This is a genomic window from Chryseobacterium metallicongregator, from assembly GCF_031324065.1.
Lineage (GTDB): Bacteria > Bacteroidota > Bacteroidia > Flavobacteriales > Weeksellaceae > Chryseobacterium > Chryseobacterium metallicongregator.
The window spans coordinates 498162-517760 of sequence record NZ_JAVIXS010000001.1 but is presented as its reverse complement, the minus strand read 5'-3'; the positions used below and the strand labels follow the sequence as shown (position 1 = coordinate 517760).

Genomic DNA, 19599 nt, shown 5'->3' with positions numbered 1-19599 from the left:
GTATAGAGTATTTAGCGGAAAAAACAGGTTACTTCCTGTGTATGTTGTTTTTCTTATAGTATTTACCTGTCAAAAAATAAAATCACAAAAGATGATACCACCGGTGGAATCCTATGACAAAATTGTTTCATCCCATTACGGATATCGAAAACATCCTATTGATGGAGTAATTAAAAAGCATCAAGGTGTTGATTTTTCTGTACCTACAGGAACTGCTGTTTTTTCTACCTATTACGGTATCGTATTAAGTTCAACATACGAAAGAGGATATGGAAATACAATTTTAATTGATAACCAAGGAGGTTTTAGAACCAGATATGGACATTTAATGGCCCTATTTGTTGGAAAAGGTGAATATGTAAAGCCTGGACAACTGATAGGATTAAGTGGGAATACAGGACATTCTACAGGACCCCATCTACATTATGAAATAATAGTTGAAGGTAAAAGAATAGACCCTTTATTGTTTCTGAATATTATGTGTAATAATAGTTTATAAAATATGTTTGCAAATCTAGACAAGAAAAAAAAGATCATCATTGGGGTTGTTTTTGTGGCTGCCTTAGGGATTCTTATTTTGATTATGAGCCTCATACTCTTCCCAAAAATGAAGGAGTCCAATGATAAATTGATTTTAACTCCCAATGTAGATGAGAAACAGCTTGAAGAAAAATCAAAATTAGAAATTTATAATCAGGATGAAAGGGATTTAAAGAAGTATTTTTCAAAAGATGGAAAGTATGGTATAGATACCGAAGTTCCGGAAGATGAAAAATTATTGCAGGAACAAATGCAGAATTTTGATGGGCAGAGTGAAGAAAATGACTATGCCAAACGGCAGGAACGTTACATGAAAGCTTTATCTAAAATTTCTTCACAAGAAAGGAGCTATCCTTCCAATTCTGGTTATGGTTCAGGCTATGGTTCTGATTCTGAAAATAGTTTGAACAAAATATTTGAGCTTCAGAATAAGATTCGTTCAGGATTAGCGGAAAACGCAGTCTCTGGCAATTCTGTAGATTCTGTTAATACTTCAAAAACCAGAGAAAATAAAAAGAATCTGGCTAAAAATGATAATAGAGATCAAAAGAATTTTTTCCAGGGAACAACAGCAGGAAGTAATAAGAAGGTTTTACAGCTGATTCCTTCAGAAACTATAGAGCAGAAGAGAATATTAGACAAAAGTATTATTCCTATCAGAATAAAAGAAGATATGAGGCTTACAGATGTCCCGGGTGGACTGGTAATTCCTAAGAATACAATTGTTTATGGAAGAATATCTTTAGGCGAAGACCGTATTAATATTGATATTGAAAGTTATAAAAAAGATAATGTTCTTTATCTGTTAAACTTTAGAGTTTACGACTATGATGGAAGAGAAGGTATTCATATGAATAATCATTCCTGGCTTAAAATACCATCAACAGTTTCGAAAGATGTTTTTGATTACGCCATTGAAAGAGGAACAAATGCAAACGGTTCTATTTTAGGAGGTAATAATACTGGGATTGATTTAAAAGAGGCCAGAAACCTGGCAATTTTATCAGCTGGGAAAGAAATCAGCAAAGAAGTATTTGAGAAAAAAAGAGTGTTTTTACCTAAAAAATACCAATTATGGATCAATATAAGAGCATCCAATAATAACTCTGTTTCTAACTAGAGAAGTCTTATAAAATGGTATTAAGAATTATTTCCTAAGATTATGAAAGATATAGATATCAAAAAAATATTTAACATATTAGCTGTAGATGATGATTTGCTAATTAGTAAAAAAGGAGATGTTGGCCTGGTCTATAAGGTTATGCTTCCTCAGATATATTCGCTTGATAGCGAGCAGATTGAGCAGATTAGTGTAATTTTCGACAAAGTAATCAGATCTTTACCTGCCGGAACAATTTTGCAGAAACAGGATTTCTTTTTTGTAGATTCCATCACAGAACATGTATCTGAGAGTCCTAATTTTTTATCAGCAAGTGATAACAGGTTTTTTCATGAAAAGCCGACTATGAGCCATGAGTGTTATCTTACAATCATAAAGGATTCTAAAAGTAAAGTAAGTATACTTAATAATTCCAGTCAGTATAATAAATACTTAGACGGAATAGATGATTTTATCAAGGCAGTAGAATCGAGTCTTTCATTTTTAACAAAGGAAAGCTTTTTCACTGTGGAAAGATTGAATAGTGATCAGATTATTGCTCTTTTAGGAAAATATTTATCTCTTTCGAAAGAAGGAGAGACTAACCTGAGAGATATGTTTTTTGATAGGAACTTGCAGGTAGGAAATAAATTCGCAGAATTGTATACCATTTCTTCTAATAATCAACTTCCTATTACCATTAATAGTACCATCAAAAGTATTGAATATTCTACTCCTAAAACTGATTTCAGAATTCCTTTTATACAGCCGGTATCTACAGGGCTGGATGTAAACCATATCTACAATCAGGTCATTTTTATTGAGGATTCAGAAAAAGTTTTTTCTTCCCTGAAGACCAAAATGAATCAATTTAAAAGTATGGCGATACTTTCAAGAGAAAATCAGGTTACTTACCAACAGGTAGAAGATCTGGTAGAAGATGTTTTGGAACGGGAATTAACATTTATTTATCAGCACTTTAGTGTGATCGTCTGGAATGTTTCGCAGAAGAAATTAGAGAATGACGTCAACTTATTAGAAAATGCTTTCAGGGATTTAGGAATTACGCCTTATCAGGTTAAGTATGCCTTAAAGGAATTGTATATGAATAATTGTCCTGGGGCACCTGCTTATATTTCAGAGAATCATAAATTTATTGGTATATCCGAGCAAACCTCTTCATTATTGAATTTTGAGTCCTATTACGAGAGTAATAAAGACGGAATTCTTTTCTGTGACCGTAAAAATGAATCTCCTTTACGTCTTGACTTATGGGACGAACCTGTTAAAAAGGGAATCATCGTGAACCGAAACAGATTAATTTTCGGGCCTTCAGGAACCGGGAAGTCATTTTTGATCAATCATATTGCGAGTCAGTATTATGAGCAAGGTCACCATATTGTAATGATAGATATAGGAAACTCCTATAAAAAGCTATGTGAATTGGTGGAGGGTGTTTACTTTACGTATGACTTAAATTCACCTTTACAATTTAATCCTTTCTATTACTATGACGAAGATGAAATTAACATAGATAAGAAAACCTTCCTGCTTTCACTGATCTTTTTCTTATGGAAAGGAGAAGAAGGAGCTTCCAGAGAAGAAAAACAAATACTGTCCAGCTATCTGGATCTTTATTACGAACATGTCGTCAAAAATGGTATTTTTCCTTGTATGTCTACTTTCTATGAGTTTATATCAGAAAATACAGCTGTTGAAGAAGAATCAAGTTATTTTGATAAAGTCAGCTTTAAACTCTCTCTCAAAGATTTTTATGACGGACATTATAAAGATATACTCAATGCAGCAGAACCTGCGAACCTGATTCATGAGCGTTTTATTGTATTCGAAATGGACAATATCAAAGACCATCCTATACTATTCCCTTTAGTTACCATGTTGTGTATTAATCTGGTGATGACTAAGATTCAGAAGATTCCCGGAGAGAAAAAATCAATATTTATAGATGAGTGTTGGAAACCTATTTCTAAAGGTGAAATGGCGGAGTTTATTAAATACTTGTATAAGACCGTTCGTAAGTTTTATGGAGAAGTTGCTATTGCAACTCAGGATTTGGAAGATATTTTAGATACTGCTGCGGGCCCTGCCATGGTAAATAATACAGACACCTTGATTATGCTCTCCCATAAAAAGAAAATGGCATCTAAAGATAAGTTTTCCAAATATTTGTCACTCAGTGAATCTGATCTTCAAAAACTTTACTCTACAGACAAAGGAGAAGTATATGTTAAAGTAGGAAGTATGTCTAATGTATATAAAGTCAAAGTATCCCCCGAAAGATATGCATGTTATTCTTCCAATGCTGATGAAAACAAAATAATCAGGGGTATATACGAAGCAAAAGGAAACATGTCTGTGGCTATTAATGATTTTATTGATTTAAATTCTCAAAAGAAATGAAAAAACACATTGTATTATTTATTCTATTTTTTATGTGCTCTCAGGGATCTTTCGCCCAGGAAATATTGGAGCCTTTATCTCAACGCCAGGCAATTGAAGTTTCAGATGTGAAAACAACACACATTATTTTTGATGAAAAAATAAAGTATGTGGATGTGGGATCTACTTATTTCGTTGCAGATACCATTGGAAATATGCTAAAATTAAAGCATACGGGGGAAGAGCTGAATGATCCGAAAAGCCAACAGGCAAATCTTACGGTTATTAACGGTAAAGGAAGCTATTATTCTATTGATATGGGGTACAACAGAGACCCGAATATTACAACGTATAAGGCAGTGGAAACCCTTACTAAGATAGATTATTTTGCAAAGGAAAATATCAACAAAATTGAAAAGGAAGAAAGAACAGCACAAGATCTTCAGGAATTGTGTATGTTATCTGAAAATGCTCCTTCTACCGTAAAAATTAAAGATAATAATGATGGATTGAACCTGACTTTAAATGGAATCTATTACAGAAATTTTCAGAATAAAATTGTCTTACGCGTAGAAATCTATAATACCTCTAAAATCACTCTGGATATAGACCAGATTCTTTTCAGATCAAAACTTAAAAATAATAATGCGGCAAAGAAAGATTATGTATATCAGGAGAGAATACTGACACCGGTAAAATCCTGTGGCGACCAGCGAAATATAAAATTGGGTGAAACAAGAGTTCTTACCTTCATCTTTGATAAGTTCACCTTAAACGAAGATGAGATATTGAGTCTTGAAGTAGGGGAGCATGCCGGAGGCAGAAGCGTAAATATCCGCATTCCCAGAAAGAAGCTTTTATTTCCGGAATACATATAAATATATTCAGTTATGAAATATCTGATTCTGTTATTCCTGTTTTTTTCACTACAGTATAAGGGACAGTTACCCTACATTGATCCCATAGGTTTAGTGGAGAGAATCATTGAGAAAAAAGGCACTGATGATTATGAAAAAGCTACAAAAAAAAGCTTAGATGAGCTGGCTCAGATTGAGGTTGTTAATGAAATTGAAAATTCGGCCAGAACTACGATCTCTAAAAAGGATCTTATCAACTTTTCCAAGTACTCCAACGTTTGCAAGCCTTACCTTAATCCTGTTAAAAAAAGCAAGTGCAGAAAGAAGCTGGAATATATTAAAGCCGCAAACAGCATATTAGAAGATGCATTTATAGCAGGAGTAGGAATAAAGATTAACCGCGGAAACAGAGAAAAGCTGGATGAAGGATTTATAAGTACCTTAAATTTTCTGACTAAGGAATTGGATGAAATGAAATATGAGGCGGAACAAAGCAATCTATTCTACAAATTAGGTCTTATACCTAAGTAATTTCATTTATATAATAAGTTTTAACAATATAGTATTATGAGAGCATTACCATTTTTGTTTTTTTTCACATTTCAGCTATTTTCAGCTCAGTTTGTACATGTTGCTATTCATTTGAATAATACAGATTCAGATACAAGACAAAAGCTTGTGGAAATTCTTGGACACACTGCTGCAAGAGCTATACAGCTGAAGCTCCAAAATGATTACCTGGAAGAAATGATTAAGAATGATGAAGAATTTTTAGAAAGGAATTATAAAAAGTCCAGCAAATTTGATAAGCAAAATAGTTTTATTATTAAGTCTTTAACTACCGGGGCTTTAGGGGTCGGACCTGTTATATTGAACAAGTTTAAAAAACTTCCTTATATAACCAATGTTAAGAATGATTATTTACAATCTTTAGCATTAGATAAATTAGTTCTTCTTGCTCTCCAAAATGTTGATGCCTCAAAAATTAAAGCGTCTGAAAGACAGGAAATCTATAGAGTTCGTGATCTGTTGGTAAGGGTATATTCTAAAAATGATAAGGACGTTTTTGGTATTATGACTTTGCCTGCTTTGGCACTTCTGATACAATCTAATCCGGATCTCATCCAATTGATCAAGAACCTTGAAATTGTATTTTAGTTTTCTATCAACTATAAATTTATTCCAATATGTACAGGTTTTTAATAGTAATGTTATTATTTACTTCAATAAGAACTTATTCCCAACCGTTTGCCAATAATCCTATTGGCCCAATCTCGGATGTACCTTCGAACCTTGGATCAGCTGCAATTATTGTAGAAAATATTTTTTTAAAAGAAAGAGAAGAAACAACAGAGAAAAGGACTAAAGATTTTGTAAAAGAGTATAGAAAAAGGCTTCTATATTATGGAGGTGCTGCCTGGCTTTCTACAGTAAATGGCATTATCAATAATGTCAAAGACAGAGCCCGTAAACTTAAGGAAGATAATGAAAAACTTTCTTTCCTGTTTTATTCAAAAAAGAAAGAGAATAGAGTGTATTTACTTTCAGCAGATAACCAGATTGAGAATATGTCTTCAAATTTCTTAAATGGTGAAAAGCTTACCATTCTGGGCGAAAAAATTAATCTGTATGAAGAATTAAGGGCATCCCTGTCTGCCATTAACCGGGAACTTGATAGAGTAGATGATAATATAAAACAGAGTAATCTCAAGAAGAAATTAGTTCAGCAATTTGTTAAATAAAATAGTTAATATAAATTTTTCAGAGTCATGAATATACTATATTTTGATTTCAGATCATTTGGTGTTAAGATATTTTTCGTAGGATCATTATTATTGTCTGTAATCTTCAAAGCTCAGATTGTCATTAATTTAACTTGGAGTTGGTCAGCTAATGATCTTCTGTCAAAGGAGCTGTATAAAGATATTGTTTCAGCACATCGGAAACTGGAAGGGTATGCCATAGCGAAAAGTGCTGTTGTTGCAAGAACAAAGGATATTTATATAGAACCTAACAAGGAACTTACCCGTATTTCATCTAATTTAACTTCAAAAAAAGACGATATATTAAAATTCGTATCCAAAACAAGTTATAGTTATATAGAGGACAAATATCCGATAGTGGCTATTTCGCCTCTTTCAAGTGGTAAACTGTCAAACCTTTTAGTAAGAAGAAGATTCAAAAAGAAATATGATTCCGAGAAAGAGAACATTACAAACTATCTGGATACAACCAACTATATTCCTGAAGGAGAGCGGTTACGTTTAATTCAGCAGGCATTAGATAAAGTAATAAGAGTAACACTTGAAGATGAAAACTATTAAATACCTATCTACATTCCTCTTTCTTTTTAGCTTTAGTTTTTTTTATACGCAGACATGGTCTTTTGATATTACCGATTATGTAGTTGCAGGAACCAAAACTGGAATTGCTGCAGGCTTAGGGGGAGAAATTGCCCTAAAGGACGAACAGAATAAGTTGCTGGAAAAACTTATAAAGCTGGAAAAAGAGATTGATGATAAAAAGAGTGTGGCAAACATCAATAGCCTTGCGCTTGCTGCTGCTTCTATCGCTACGATTGAGACGACCAAAAAAGATATAAAAAATATAAAAAAGGTCATTAACATCATAAAGTTCAATCCATTATTTCTTAAACATTCATTACTAAGGAAATATGATGAACTGATCATTGAAGACAGATATTTAGATGAAGCCCAATCTGACTATTACAGATACTTAGCATCAGGAATTCTTTCCGGAGGTGTGGGGCAGGTTTATACTGTTTTCGGAAAGCTGCTAATAAGAATTCTGAAAATCAAAGCCACAGTTTTGTCTATCAAGAAAGATATTGAATCCTTATCGGTTATCAATAAAGTACTATTAAATAATTAATAATAACATCTGTAAAATACAAAGTTATTGATGGTTAAAAACGACAAGCTAAATGACAATAGATGAAATTTTAAATCAGTATAGAACAATTCTTAAAACCAGATTTGATCTTTATATTAACGAGTCGAAACCCTATGTTCTTCTCATAGCGGTTACATTTACTTTTGTTTTTGTGGGGTATAAAGTAATGAAAGCAATGGCTGATCCGGATGAAAAAATTGGGCGGGATACGCTTTTAAGGCCCATCCTCACGCTTATGGCGATTACATTATATATTCCTCTGGTCAAATTATTATTATTTGATACGGTAGATATTTTATCAGATATAGTAAAACACGGAGCCTATAAAGTGACAGGACGCAGCGCTGCTGATTTTGAACAGGCCTTTCAAACTTCTATTACCCATGTGCAGGGAACAGGGGCAGATGGAAACGGAGTCTATGATGTCCTGCAGATCAATCCCTTTTTAGAACTTCTCCATATCATTATTTACTTTTTAGCTTCTGTTGCAGGAGGATATATATTATTGAGACAATTATTGATGATATTTGTTTATTATGTTCTGGGGATATTTGTTTTGCCTTTTTCTCTTATTGTATCTAATGAAAGGATTCTGAAGTCATGGTTCTTTGGCTTTTTGTCTATACTGCTATGGGAACCCATATTAACGATTCTAAAAGTAATGATCGTTCTTTTGCCTGTTGATAAGACAGAATTTACGAATGTCCTGCTTTCTATTGCTCTTCAGCTTGTAATGATATTTATGGTATTAAAAGTTCCCCATTTCGCTAATCTTTTAGTAGATCCGGAATCTGGTAATAAATTTGGTAATAAGACTGGTTCTGTTCTGAGAGGTTTGCCCGGGAAAGCTTTCAATGCATTAAAATCTAAATAACATAGCTCCGGATGAGATGTATTTAGGCTGGTTATTAAAGTTTTTTTTATGAAAAATTTTATAAATACGTCTATAATTATATAACAATTCAAAAAACACGAATGGAATGACTGAGAATACTTTTAAAAATACTGCCTGCGAAATTTTATATTCATTGCTCCCAACCAGACTTTCTGAAGCCCGGTTGAATTGGATGAAAACTGTGATGTTATTTGAAAATGAGGATCTTTTCTTTCTAAATTTTGGATTGATCCCTCGTATGATTCCATCCGATTCACCGGAATGGGAGCCATCCGAAAAAATCATCCTTGAACAGCTGTATCCAGGTCTTACCTCCGGCCAATGGAATCTGCAGCAGCTTTGCCGGTGTTTATTGATGGCTCATATCCCTGAAGATCAGAATGTAATCATCATCAAACAACTGACTCAATCTGCAGACATTGGCGAGCTTACCTGTATTTACAAAGGAATATTCTTTCTGGAAAATGCTTTTGAATTTGTTCCTCTTGTTGAAGAAGGCCTCAGAACCAATATGACTTCTGTTTTCGATTCTATAGCGCTTTTAAATCCTTTTGCTGCCAAATACCTGCCTCTGGATTCCTGGAACCAGCTTGTTCTTAAAGCATTGTTCATGTGGCGTCCACTTTACAGGATTACTAATCTGGATCTGCGTAAAAACGAAAAGCTGGCTTTCTTAGCTACTGATTACATTCATGAAAGGTGGGCTGCCGGAAGAGCAGTATCCCCGGAGATCTGGCGATTGATGGATGGGTTTCTTAATAAAGACGTAACAGCATGCTTATTAAAAGTTATCGAATTTGGTGACCCACTTTCAAAAAATGCAGCTATCATCTTACTCAGAGAAAATGCTTCCAATACCTGCAATAATATATTAAGACCCATAAATACCACTTTATGGGACTATATCGGAGAGCAATATTACATTCAAAATAAATGATATAAAATCTACTGAGAGTAGAATAATATCACGGTTTTCAAGATTTATCAATTATGGCTTAGATCTTTAATGAGTCCATGAATATTTTAAACTAATAGGAACAGGATTTTTTTCTTTAAAGTTTTGATTTATAACTACAATAGTGTAGGTTTAATTGGACAGGGAATGTGTTAATCGGTTAACCAAAAAAAATAAATTTGTTAGAAGATACATAGGATAAAAATATTTATAGAGTAATTTAAAATTTTTTAATTATGATAGATAGAATAGTAATTTTAGGAGACAGTATGTCAGACTTTGGTATTAAAAAGAATACCCTTATGGGCATGGTAGCAAGGGCTGCCGGTGCGATGCGTGTTAATGCTGTGGGACGTTTCAGTGACTCAAAAAACTGGGGCGACTTTATTTCGGAATGGTCCGGTATGGAGAGTTTGATAGATGGTAAAGATAAGAAACAAACAGATGCCTTAACGGCGAAACATCTTTCTCTGAAAGAGTCAACTCATGGAAGCCCGGATAACAGATTATCTTTCGTAAACTATGCGGTAGGTGGTGCAGTAGTTAATGAAAGGGAAAAGCTGGCACACAAATTAGCACTGACCACTATACTGGAGCAGAAAGAAAAGTATTTCAAAGAATTAGACAGTGATACGTTTAAGGCTAAAAATACAATGCATATTGTCTGGATTGGTCTTAACGATACGGTTACCGATGGTAAAGACGCTTCAAAAATGAAGGAAATCGTTGCTCAGATCAAAGGTATGACTGATGAGATTCGTGATCGTGTTGCTAAGGATGGAGGCAAAGCCTATTTTATGGTGGTCAATAATCCTGCTCCGGTAGAAGCTGTACGTTATGTTAAAAAACCAAATGATCCGGCTGCACTTAAAGCCCAGGAAGCTACTTTGGAGTTTAACAAACATCTCAAAGAAGCATTTCCCAATAAATATGATGATACGATGGTGGTTGATATGTATGAAGCACTTAAAACCAACCTGTATAATTTACGCCTCATAAAAGCTGCACAGCACCGCGGAAGAAAAGTAAAATTCAACGAGTCGGAGGACAATATGGATACTTCTCTTGCAAATACCCTGAAAGAATTTAAAGAAATATATAAGGATAAAGGAGGTAATGAAATATTTGATGAAATCCAACCGCTTTTACATAAGGCACTTGGAGAGGATAATGAGATTACACTTCACAGGGAAGTGGGTGATTTAATCATTAAGAAACTGGCTGAAGGTAACAAATCTGCTGAAAAGCTGGAAAGCATAAAGGCTGTTAAAAATGCATTAATGGCTACCGGAACATATCCAAGCCAGATCGAATTTGTAACAAAATATTACGAACAAATCAAACCCGAAAAACATAAGGAAGATATTGCGAAACTTCAGGGAGAACTTGATAAAGTATTTTCACAAAATCTTGTGAAACAGCTGGATGATAATTTAAATATAGCCAACACCGGACTATATGATACGGTTGGCTCTATATTGAATGACGGACTTAATAAAGGAGGACAGAATAGAGATAACAGTACTTTCAGAAAATTATTAGATAATGTAACCGCTAATAATCTGGGATTTGTAGCGACATCGGATGGAGCACACCCTACTGAGGCAGCTTACAAAGCGATTGCTTTAACTATGGCCTCTCACCTTATTCAAGGCTTTTCTGTTTTGCCAGGCCCTGATTTTATAAAGAATGCACAAGACGCACTCGTTGAGGCTGAGATTTTTGAGAATAAGGTAAATATTCCACTTGCCCGTTCCAATGATAAATCAGACCTTAGTAAATTTACTACCCCTACTGTGAAGGCAAATCCAAAGGCGGCAGCTCTTTCTGCTGAAGCCTTAAGACAGCAGCAGCAAAAAGGTATAAAACAAGAAAAACCTACTACTAAGACGCATCATACAAGCCTTTAAAGGTAATATAAAGCGATTTGAGAGATTCATTTAAGTTTACAGCGTTAATGTTCAACATCAAGTATACTTAGAATTTAAGTGGTACATGTTATTATTAACGTTGTAAACTTTTATAATTATTAGTTTAAAAACATCCATCTCAACTTTAGAGTTTACCTATTTCCGGCTATTTCAGCAAATGACAAGCCATAGGAGATGATATGTAGCTTAGAAGGGTATTAAAACCAAGATCATATAACAGTTCTTTAAAACTTTAATATATATAACATGCCTAAAACAGAAAACGAAGAACTAAACGAACATTTAGAGAATGTAAAAAAAACTGGTTCTCACGCAAAACAAACAGATTTTCACGATAATATTGATTCCAGAAATGAAAACGAAAAGAAACGCAGCTCTCCAATAGAAAAACCTCAGAAGGGAAGAGGCTTGAGGTTCCTAGATTCTGTTGCGAAAAACGGTTCTTTTATTAAGAAGGCTTTAAAAGCTACCGGGATTGGATTAGCTGTAGGATTTGGACTTGCATTACTTTTTCCACCATTAGGAATTGCAGTCATGGCCATTTCTGCAATAGCAGGTGTTGCAGCCATCGGAGGGAAAGTAGCATACAGTTATGCCAAAGCAAAAGAGGAAAACAGGAATCATAAAGAAAGTACTGAACCAAAGGCTGAAATACTTCGCGAGATTGTTAAAGAGTTAATGGAAGAAAAATTATCAAAAGATAAAGAAGAAACTCAACAACAGGAAAAAAAGAACGGCAGTAAGGATGATCTGAAACAGTATAATGAAACTGATAATAGACGTGAAGCTGGAAAATCTGCAATAAAAAATACTAATGAATCCGGATTGGCAATGTTTACTAAGCCATTAAATAGCCCTAATCCTGATATGAAACAATCTGCTGCTGCTTCAAAACCTAAAGTACAGCAGAAAGAAACGCAGAGTACTGGTAAAAATATGGGAATGAGACGCAATACAATGTAATGTATGTAATAAATTATCTTATGCAGTGAAATGCTTGTATAGAAGGATAAAAACTAAATTAATGGTAAGTGAATAGTTTAATGAGCATGTTAAATAGTAAAAATTTTCTTTCATTGTTTTTTTTTAGTTTTTTAGTACTGTATGGTACTGAATATAAAAATGTTGCTTCAATGCGCCAGGAAGGTGAAAATTACCAGAAGGTGGAATTCACCGAAATAAGAAGACTGAACTCTAATAATGATCTCAATCAATATACGATCATAACCTCCTCAAAAGAGATAAAAGAACTTTATAAGAAATTCAATGATTCCAGATATTCTAAATCTGCACCCATACCTGTTTTGGACGAAGGTGAATATTTTCTGGTCTTACGGCCCAAATTGAAAAATATTCCCTACGGAGATGTTGAAATAAAAAAGCTGGAAGCAAACGGATCCATACTAACTGTTTTTTACAAAGAGGTGAAAAATCTGGAATATGCAGAAAAAAAACAGTCGAATCCTGTCCTGATCCTCAAAATCCTGGACAACCCCAAAAAAATTAAATTAATTTCAATTTAAAATATAATGAGAAAAAAACTATTATTTCTTACGAGCCTTGTACTTCTTTCAGGTACAACTGCAGCCCAACACAATATGTGGAGCAGAAACAGAGATAATACGGTGGAGAAATCAAGAGAAAGAAACGTAAGAATTTCAGAGTATCAATTAGTAAGTTTGAATACAGAAGAACTGAAACTTCAGCTTACTATGGCTCCTGACAGAAATAGACTTACTTCGGAAAAAGGTATTCTGATGAAATTCCCTAATGATCGGGGAACATTTGATACCTATGAAGTATATGAAGCATCCACAATGCATCCGGATCTGCAGGCAAGATATTCTGAAATAAGATCTTATGTGGGAAAAAAAGTAGGAGAACCTGATACCAATATCAGATTTACTTACGATCCGTACTTTGGATTGAATGCAGTAGTGAGAGGTAATAAAGGAACCTATTATATCGATTCCTATTCTGAGGACAATAAAACCTATATGGTATATGACCGTAAAAATGCTACCTCACAAAGCCGCTTCGGCTGTTTGTTTAAAGGGGATTCTTCCTTAAGTGAGCTGGCCCCAAATATACAGGGAAAAACGGTTGCAGATGGCTTGATGCGCAGATACCGTCTCGCGATCACTACTACAACAGAATATACGGCTTATGCAGCTCAGCAGGCTGGTGTAGGAGCCGGAACTGATGCCCAAAAAAAAGCAGCTGTACTTGCTGCAGTTAATTTGGCAGTAGCAAGGCTTAATCAGGTATTTGAAAATGAAATTTCCGTATCTCTGCAGCTTGTACCTGATACAGATCTGTTATTTTTTACTTCTGCAGATACCTTTAATGCACTGGATGCTGGCCAGATGATTGATGAAAATGTTGTAGTGACCAATAATATAATTGGTACTAATAATTATGATCTGGGACATTTATTTTTTCAGGCCACTCAAGGAAATGATAATGGCTTGGCATATACCCCATCAGTATGTAGCAGTGTAAAAGCGGGCGGAGTTACAGGTTCCGCAATTCCTGTGGGAGATCCTTTTGTCATTGATTTTGTAGCCCATGAAATGGGGCATCAGTTTGGAGCGAATCATACACAGAATAATAACTGTAACAGAAATAATAATACTTCAGTAGAACCTGGAAGTGCAAGTTCTATTATGGGATATGCAGGAATCTGTTCTCCAAATGTACAGAACAACAGTGATGCATATTTTCATGCCGTGAGTATCCGTGAAATGTACACAAGAATTACCGGAGCAGGAAACTGTTCGGTAAATACAGCGACAGGAAATAATGAGCCGACTGCCAATGCAGGACCGGACAGAACAATCCCTATGGGAACCCCATTTGCCTTAACAGGTCTGGGGACTGATCCTGACGGGGATGCTATTACCTACAATTGGGAGCAAATTGATTTTGGTGCGGCTACAATGCCTCCAAGAGCAGAAAATATACAAGGGCCTATGTTCAGATCGCTGTGGGCTTCCACATCTCCAACAAGATATTTTCCAAAGCTTTCAACCATTGTTGAAGGATATGATTCCACCATTATTACAGCTACAAATCCTAAATCATGGGAAAAATTGTCTACTGTAGCAAGAACTCTCAATTTTTCTTTATTAGTAAGAGATAATAAACCGGTTGGCGGACAGACGGGACGTGATGATATCCAGCTGACCGTATCTACTGCTGCAGGCCCCTTTACCGTAAGCTCTCAAAATACTACAGGCGTTGTATGGGACATAGGCACGCCCCAGACGATTACTTGGAATGTTGCCAATACCAATGCAGCTCCTGTAAATACAGCTAATGTTACGATCTTACTTTCTAAAGATGGAGGGCTTACCTTCCCATATACGCTTGTAGACAGTACCCCCAACAATGGTTCCTATACATTTAATGTTCCTGGAGGTCTGGGAACGAGTTCTACGGCAAGAATTATGGTTAAAGCTATTGATAATGTATTTTTAAATGTAAATACCACCAATTTCACGATCAATTCTACATTGGGAATCAGTGAAACTGAAAAAGCTGAAGCAGGAGTAAAAATTTATCCGAATCCTTCAAAAGGAATTTTCACGATTGAAACCGAAGCGTCGAATGGTATGACATACAGTGTTTTTGCAATGGACGGAAAGCTGATCAATGTAAAAAAAGAGCTTAAAGGTAAAAAAATCCATGAAGAAATTAATTTATCTTACCTACCTTCAGGGGTTTATATTGTTCAGGTAGAAAAAGACGGACAGAAGATTTCAAAGAAGTTGATTATTAAAAGGTAGTAATTGACTTTACTATAAAAGATCTTACTGTGTAATGATAATGATGAAGAAGCTTAAAAAGACGATACATTAAAGATACAGCCGATAAAAAAACAGATCATTTTCGATCTGTTTTTTTTTACTTAAACCTTGGCTGTATGCACGTAGCATTGCTTGCAGTACAATATATCTATCTTTTTACTATATCTGAAATTCGTCAGAACGGGGTGTCAATTTTACAGATTCTATAATCATGAAAGCAGAGTTTTTTCAATTCAAACGGATCATTTTCATTATTTCGGTAACTCCTTCTTCTTTTAAAATTGCATAATGGTCAAAAGTACTTTCAAAAAAATCAATTTTATTGATAGAATTTATATTATTTTCAATAAATGAATCCTGGTCACCTGCCGCCTTAATATGGATAACCTCAGTGTTAAGCTTTTTATTTGACAGATCATTATAAACAAAGTGGAACGTACGCTCCACAATATGGGTTATTCTTCTAATACTATCTATCCCCAGATCTGCATTTTTCTGATTGATGAAATGAATAAAACTTTCCCTGTCTTTGCATTTTTCAAGGCAGTTTTTTATTGCTGTATCCTCAATACTACGAGTAAATACAGAATATAAAATGGTAATAAAATAGGGATCATCGAAGGAAATACTTTCCTGCTTTCTCTCATGGATTGTTCTATGATTGGGGGAACCGGGAGCAATCAGTATTAGCTTGTTAATCGTATCATTCATTTTTTCCAGTTGAAAAGCGATTTCATAGGCAAGCTTCGCACCAAAAGAATATCCTGCTAAGGTATAAGGGCCTTCCGGATACCTTTCCTTTAATACCTTAATATCCTCCAAAGCCATTTCTTCTAAACTCGTATAGGGAATTTCATTACTATTCAGCCCATAAGCCTGAAATCCATATACTGGAGTAGAAGAAATTTCTTTTCCCAGCGCTTCCAGGTTTAAAGGGTAACCCCCTAATCCCGGCCAGCAAATGACAGGTTGTGTTCCTGTGGCTTTATTAAGAGAAATCATTCTTGAACTGCTTGTGATATGGGTATTCTGAATAACAGCTTCAGATAACGATATAATATTTCTTGCTTCAAACAAAATCTGGACAGGAAGATTGCATTTTAATTCTTTATTAATCCTGTTAATTAATAATAGGGCAGAGAGTGAATTTCCTCCTAATTCAAAAAAATCATCTTTTACGGAAATCTTATCAATCTTCAAAAGATTTTTCCACAGATCCAGCAAATGAAACTGAGTTTCATTGTTAGGCAAAACAAATGGAGTAACACGATGATTAATTATTTCCTGAGCGTTATTTTGAATTTTGATAAGATCAATTTTTCCATTGCTTGTTCTCGGTAGGGACTGCAGAATAACAACCCTGCCGGGTAACATATAATCCGGTAAAAATGAGGCAAGATCCTGTTTAATAATTTCTGCGGGGCCTGCCATATGTACAGTATCTTCTTTCATCCCTCTGGAGTATTTTTGCTCAAGAGATATCTTTCCTCCTAACGCAAAATAAATTCCCGTCTTATCGTTCAGTTTAAGTATTTTTTTTATTTTCTTCGCTGCTTTAAGATCATTTCCACTTTTTGAACTATAGCCCGAAGATACAAAGCCCATCATTTGATCATTCATTTGAAAAATCTGCAGGAGTCTTCCCAATTCTATATACTGATCCCATGTCTCCACATGATTCAGAAAGCATACACCGATTTCTGCATTTTCATATATTCGTTGATTAATAGCAATAACATCGTTTTTTTCTATTTTTTCATCCGAAAGTGCGATCAATTCTCCATTGATATATTGATAAATCCCCTTATTCTCCAAGGTTTCTTTATTAAATTGAATCAGAATTTCAATCGCAATATTATCCTTCTCTTTTTTGCTGTCTGCTTTTATGATTGGAAAAGATCCCAGATAATAATCCTCCTTACGGCATCCAAATAATTTTTCTTTGGAATGATCTATTTCTTCACTATAATATCCTTTTCCGATACATTGTTGAAATTGCATTAAAACATTGTCAAAGACACCAATGATGTGCCCCGTCTCAAACTCGAGAACTTCTTTGATATTATTTTTATAAACAGACTCAATAGTGCTCTTTTTTCCTATAAAATGAAGAGTAATAGGGGATTTTTCATTATCTGAACATTCTTTATATTCATCAATGAGGAATAAAGCATGCATAACAGGATGGTAATAATAAAAACCATTTTTCAAGCCCTTCATATTAGCAATCTCTAGAAAAATCTGTGTGGCATATAAGGCACCAGGTGAAGCATAACTGTATTTTGGAAGTACTCTTTCCTCACTGTAAAAAGCTCCGAAATATCGCATTATATAGCTGAAATCCTGAAAACTCAGGTCTTTATATGAAGAAGGAACAAACCTGTCAGTTTTACTGGTCAGAATTTTGTTAAGGCAATTCAAAACCTGTTCTTTGTTAACATTACCGCCTTCAAATGACCGATAGCTTTTCCTTGCGAAAACCTTTTCAGTCTGAAAACTATCCGAATAATATCCTGGAAGTTTTACAGATTCTTTCCCGGTAAGTTCTTTATCGTTCTTGCATCCGGCATTGGATAATTGGGCCTTTATCTGAAGTTGATCCGATTTGGAGGCGTGATGGTGTGCATTTTCTACTCCTTGATCCATTAGAGCTGCTTCATTTGGATTCAATTCTATGAAAGCAATCAGCTGCTGTGCCGAATTTGAAGTGTTTTCGGACATGATTACTGCTGCATGACGTACCCATGGATGCTTTTCAATATTAATCTTTATTTCATCCAGTTCCAGTCTGTATCCCCTTAATTTTACTTGATTATCCAATCGTCCGGCAAAGTACAAATTCAGGTCTTCATCCTGAACTACTAAATCTCCGGTTTTATAATAATATTGATCGTCAATTGTAACAAATCGTTCAAGGGTTTGCCTTGTATTCTTATAATATCCGTTTGAAACCTGTATTCCTGAAATATAAAGTTCTCCTGTTTCTCCATTTGAACAATGGTCGCCCTTCTTATTTAGCAAGATAAAACTGTGATTATTTACAATATTACCAATAGGTATAGCATCTTTATAGTTTTCGATACTATCTTTTACAAGTGTATGAGAGCTAATATTTATTGTACATTCTGTAGGACCATAAAGATTAGTGATTTTAGCATTGGGAAGCTGCTTAAAAATGCTCGCAGCTAATTTCTTGGTTAATGCCTCGCCTCCGCTGAAAATATATTTTAATGTTTTACAGTCCCCGAAAAAATCATTTTCTGTAAGTGCCTGAAGTAAAGTGGGAACGCCCTGCAAAGTATTGATCCCATATTGTTTTATCATGCTCGTTATTTTTTCCGGATCTTTATGAATCCCGACAGGGCCTATTACAACTTCACTTCCATTACATCCTGAAAGAATTTCCCATTGCGCTGCATCAAAACTAATAGGAGTTTTATGGAGTATTTTAGTAGAAAGACCAATATTATTCTGACTTTCTAGCCAGTTCATCTGATGAGATATATTCTTATGTTGTATCATAACACCTTTGGGACTCCCGGTACTGCCCGAAGTGTAAATGATATATGCCAGATCTTCTTCTGAGCTCCAAAAATCTAGTTCAGTATTGGTAAGTTTATATTCACTGAGAAAACTCTCTGCATCTTCTAAACAGATTATCTTTGTATTTCTCAAATTAAAAACGTGTAGTTTTTTTTGGCATTCTCTGCTTGTTAATATATAATTGATACCACTATTATCAATCATGTACTGCAGACGTTCTTCCGGATAATCAAGGGATAATGGGATATAAGATTTACAGGCCATTAAAATTCCCCAAATTCCTAAACACATTTCTGCCGATGGTTCCATATAAAGCCCAACAGGTTCTTTACATAAGGATAAGAGCCGTAAATACAATGAGATTTTAAGACTTTCGATACAGACTTCATTAAAAGTAAGCTCTTTTTGAGAGTCTCTTAAGTATATTTTGTCACTGTAATTCCTTTGTTGTGAAAAAAGGAGATAAGGAAGAGTGTCTTTTGAATAATTTTTTTTGAAATAGTTGCTATCCAAATAAGATTTTATTAATAAATTGTTGGAAGTAATAGTTCTGTTCATTACTAGGTTTAATTTTGAGTGGGTAGGTAATCGGAGTATTCTATTTTCCCATAACTCTGATCTTAAAATATCTCCTGAATTTTGATTATTTTCTGTTTT

The 19599-nt window shown here is 34.6% G+C and carries 16 protein-coding genes; 15 read left to right on the top strand and 1 reads right to left on the bottom strand.

Annotated elements, in window-relative coordinates; translation table 11 throughout:
• Positions 1 to 91: 91 nt before the first annotated feature.
• From REB14_RS02300 to REB14_RS02230, 15 genes are all read left to right on the top strand, one after another.
• On the top strand, positions 92 to 499 hold the full coding sequence (locus tag REB14_RS02300; protein ID WP_158521364.1) for a M23 family metallopeptidase: 408 nt from the start codon (positions 92 to 94) through the stop codon (positions 497 to 499).
• A gap of 3 nt (positions 500 to 502) precedes the next feature.
• Positions 503 to 1660, top strand: a complete 1158-nt coding sequence (gene traM / locus REB14_RS02295) for a conjugative transposon protein TraM (RefSeq protein WP_309521384.1) — start codon at positions 503 to 505, stop codon at positions 1658 to 1660.
• A gap of 42 nt (positions 1661 to 1702) precedes the next feature.
• On the top strand, positions 1703 to 4060 hold the full coding sequence (locus REB14_RS02290) for a TraG family conjugative transposon ATPase (RefSeq protein WP_079242090.1): 2358 nt from the start codon (positions 1703 to 1705) through the stop codon (positions 4058 to 4060).
• Positions 4057 to 4917 (top strand): DUF4138 domain-containing protein, encoded by an 861-nt coding sequence (locus REB14_RS02285; protein WP_079242089.1) that lies wholly within the window; start codon positions 4057 to 4059, stop codon positions 4915 to 4917. Before REB14_RS02290 ends, REB14_RS02285 begins: the two co-directional genes overlap by 4 nt.
• Positions 4918 to 4929: 12 nt before the next feature.
• Positions 4930 to 5427 carry a hypothetical protein gene (locus REB14_RS02280; RefSeq protein ID WP_079242088.1) on the top strand — a complete coding sequence of 166 codons (498 nt, stop codon included), beginning with the start codon at positions 4930 to 4932 and terminating at the stop codon, positions 5425 to 5427.
• A gap of 36 nt (positions 5428 to 5463) precedes the next feature.
• Positions 5464 to 6054, top strand: coding sequence for a hypothetical protein (locus REB14_RS02275; protein WP_079242087.1), 591 nt, complete (start codon positions 5464 to 5466; stop codon positions 6052 to 6054).
• Positions 6055 to 6083: 29 nt separating this feature from the next.
• On the top strand, positions 6084 to 6638 hold the full coding sequence (locus REB14_RS02270; RefSeq protein WP_145953249.1) for a hypothetical protein: 555 nt from the start codon (positions 6084 to 6086) through the stop codon (positions 6636 to 6638).
• A 27-nt stretch (positions 6639 to 6665) separates the two neighbouring features.
• The gene (locus tag REB14_RS02265; protein WP_079242085.1) at positions 6666 to 7220 is read left to right on the top strand and encodes a hypothetical protein; all 555 of its coding nucleotides are present in this window, start codon (positions 6666 to 6668) and stop codon (positions 7218 to 7220) included.
• Positions 7207 to 7788 (top strand): hypothetical protein, encoded by a 582-nt coding sequence (locus REB14_RS02260; protein WP_079242084.1) that lies wholly within the window; start codon positions 7207 to 7209, stop codon positions 7786 to 7788. Before REB14_RS02265 ends, REB14_RS02260 begins: the two co-directional genes overlap by 14 nt.
• 52 nt (positions 7789 to 7840) lie before the next feature.
• The gene (locus REB14_RS02255; protein ID WP_079242083.1) at positions 7841 to 8683 is read left to right on the top strand and encodes a hypothetical protein; all 843 of its coding nucleotides are present in this window, start codon (positions 7841 to 7843) and stop codon (positions 8681 to 8683) included.
• Positions 8684 to 8789: 106 nt separating this feature from the next.
• Positions 8790 to 9641 carry an EboA domain-containing protein gene (locus REB14_RS02250; RefSeq protein WP_309521383.1) on the top strand — a complete coding sequence of 284 codons (852 nt, stop codon included), beginning with the start codon at positions 8790 to 8792 and terminating at the stop codon, positions 9639 to 9641.
• Between the two features lie 254 nt (positions 9642 to 9895).
• Positions 9896 to 11569 (top strand): SGNH/GDSL hydrolase family protein, encoded by a 1674-nt coding sequence (locus tag REB14_RS02245; RefSeq protein ID WP_309521382.1) that lies wholly within the window; start codon positions 9896 to 9898, stop codon positions 11567 to 11569.
• 267 nt (positions 11570 to 11836) lie between these two features.
• The gene (locus REB14_RS02240) at positions 11837 to 12553 is read left to right on the top strand and encodes a hypothetical protein (protein ID WP_309521381.1); all 717 of its coding nucleotides are present in this window, start codon (positions 11837 to 11839) and stop codon (positions 12551 to 12553) included.
• 113 nt (positions 12554 to 12666) lie between these two features.
• A complete protein-coding gene (locus REB14_RS02235; RefSeq protein WP_309521380.1) occupies positions 12667 to 13113 on the top strand; it encodes a hypothetical protein in 447 nt (148 codons plus the stop codon).
• 6 nt (positions 13114 to 13119) lie between these two features.
• Positions 13120 to 15378 carry a reprolysin-like metallopeptidase gene (locus REB14_RS02230; protein ID WP_309521379.1) on the top strand — a complete coding sequence of 753 codons (2259 nt, stop codon included), beginning with the start codon at positions 13120 to 13122 and terminating at the stop codon, positions 15376 to 15378.
• Positions 15379 to 15627: 249 nt separating this feature from the next.
• On the opposite strand, the gene REB14_RS02225 is transcribed toward REB14_RS02230, so the two are convergent.
• The gene (locus REB14_RS02225) at positions 15628 to 19500 is read right to left on the bottom strand and encodes an amino acid adenylation domain-containing protein (protein WP_309521378.1); all 3873 of its coding nucleotides are present in this window, start codon (positions 19498 to 19500) and stop codon (positions 15628 to 15630) included.
• Between the last annotated feature and the right edge of the window lie 99 nt (positions 19501 to 19599).

Excerpts from the sequence above, each read along its gene's own strand:
- REB14_RS02240 (WP_309521381.1), top strand. The coding sequence starts at position 11,837 with ATGCCTAAAACAGAAAACGAAGAACTAAACGAACATTTAGAGAATGTA.
- REB14_RS02290 (WP_079242090.1), top strand. The coding sequence starts at position 1,703 with ATGAAAGATATAGATATCAAAAAAATATTTAACATATTAGCTGTAGAT.
- REB14_RS02285 (WP_079242089.1), top strand. The coding sequence starts at position 4,057 with ATGAAAAAACACATTGTATTATTTATTCTATTTTTTATGTGCTCTCAG.
- REB14_RS02260 (WP_079242084.1), top strand. The coding sequence starts at position 7,207 with ATGAAAACTATTAAATACCTATCTACATTCCTCTTTCTTTTTAGCTTT.
- REB14_RS02245 (WP_309521382.1), top strand. The coding sequence starts at position 9,896 with ATGATAGATAGAATAGTAATTTTAGGAGACAGTATGTCAGACTTTGGT.
- REB14_RS02300 (WP_158521364.1), top strand. The coding sequence starts at position 92 with ATGATACCACCGGTGGAATCCTATGACAAAATTGTTTCATCCCATTAC.
- REB14_RS02250 (WP_309521383.1), top strand. The coding sequence starts at position 8,790 with ATGACTGAGAATACTTTTAAAAATACTGCCTGCGAAATTTTATATTCA.
- REB14_RS02225 (WP_309521378.1), bottom strand. The coding sequence starts at position 19,500 with ATGAACAGAACTATTACTTCCAACAATTTATTAATAAAATCTTATTTG.
- REB14_RS02270 (WP_145953249.1), top strand. The coding sequence starts at position 6,084 with ATGTACAGGTTTTTAATAGTAATGTTATTATTTACTTCAATAAGAACT.
- REB14_RS02275 (WP_079242087.1), top strand. The coding sequence starts at position 5,464 with ATGAGAGCATTACCATTTTTGTTTTTTTTCACATTTCAGCTATTTTCA.
- traM (WP_309521384.1), top strand. The coding sequence starts at position 503 with ATGTTTGCAAATCTAGACAAGAAAAAAAAGATCATCATTGGGGTTGTT.
- REB14_RS02255 (WP_079242083.1), top strand. The coding sequence starts at position 7,841 with ATGACAATAGATGAAATTTTAAATCAGTATAGAACAATTCTTAAAACC.
- REB14_RS02230 (WP_309521379.1), top strand. The coding sequence starts at position 13,120 with ATGAGAAAAAAACTATTATTTCTTACGAGCCTTGTACTTCTTTCAGGT.
- REB14_RS02265 (WP_079242085.1), top strand. The coding sequence starts at position 6,666 with ATGAATATACTATATTTTGATTTCAGATCATTTGGTGTTAAGATATTT.
- REB14_RS02280 (WP_079242088.1), top strand. The coding sequence starts at position 4,930 with ATGAAATATCTGATTCTGTTATTCCTGTTTTTTTCACTACAGTATAAG.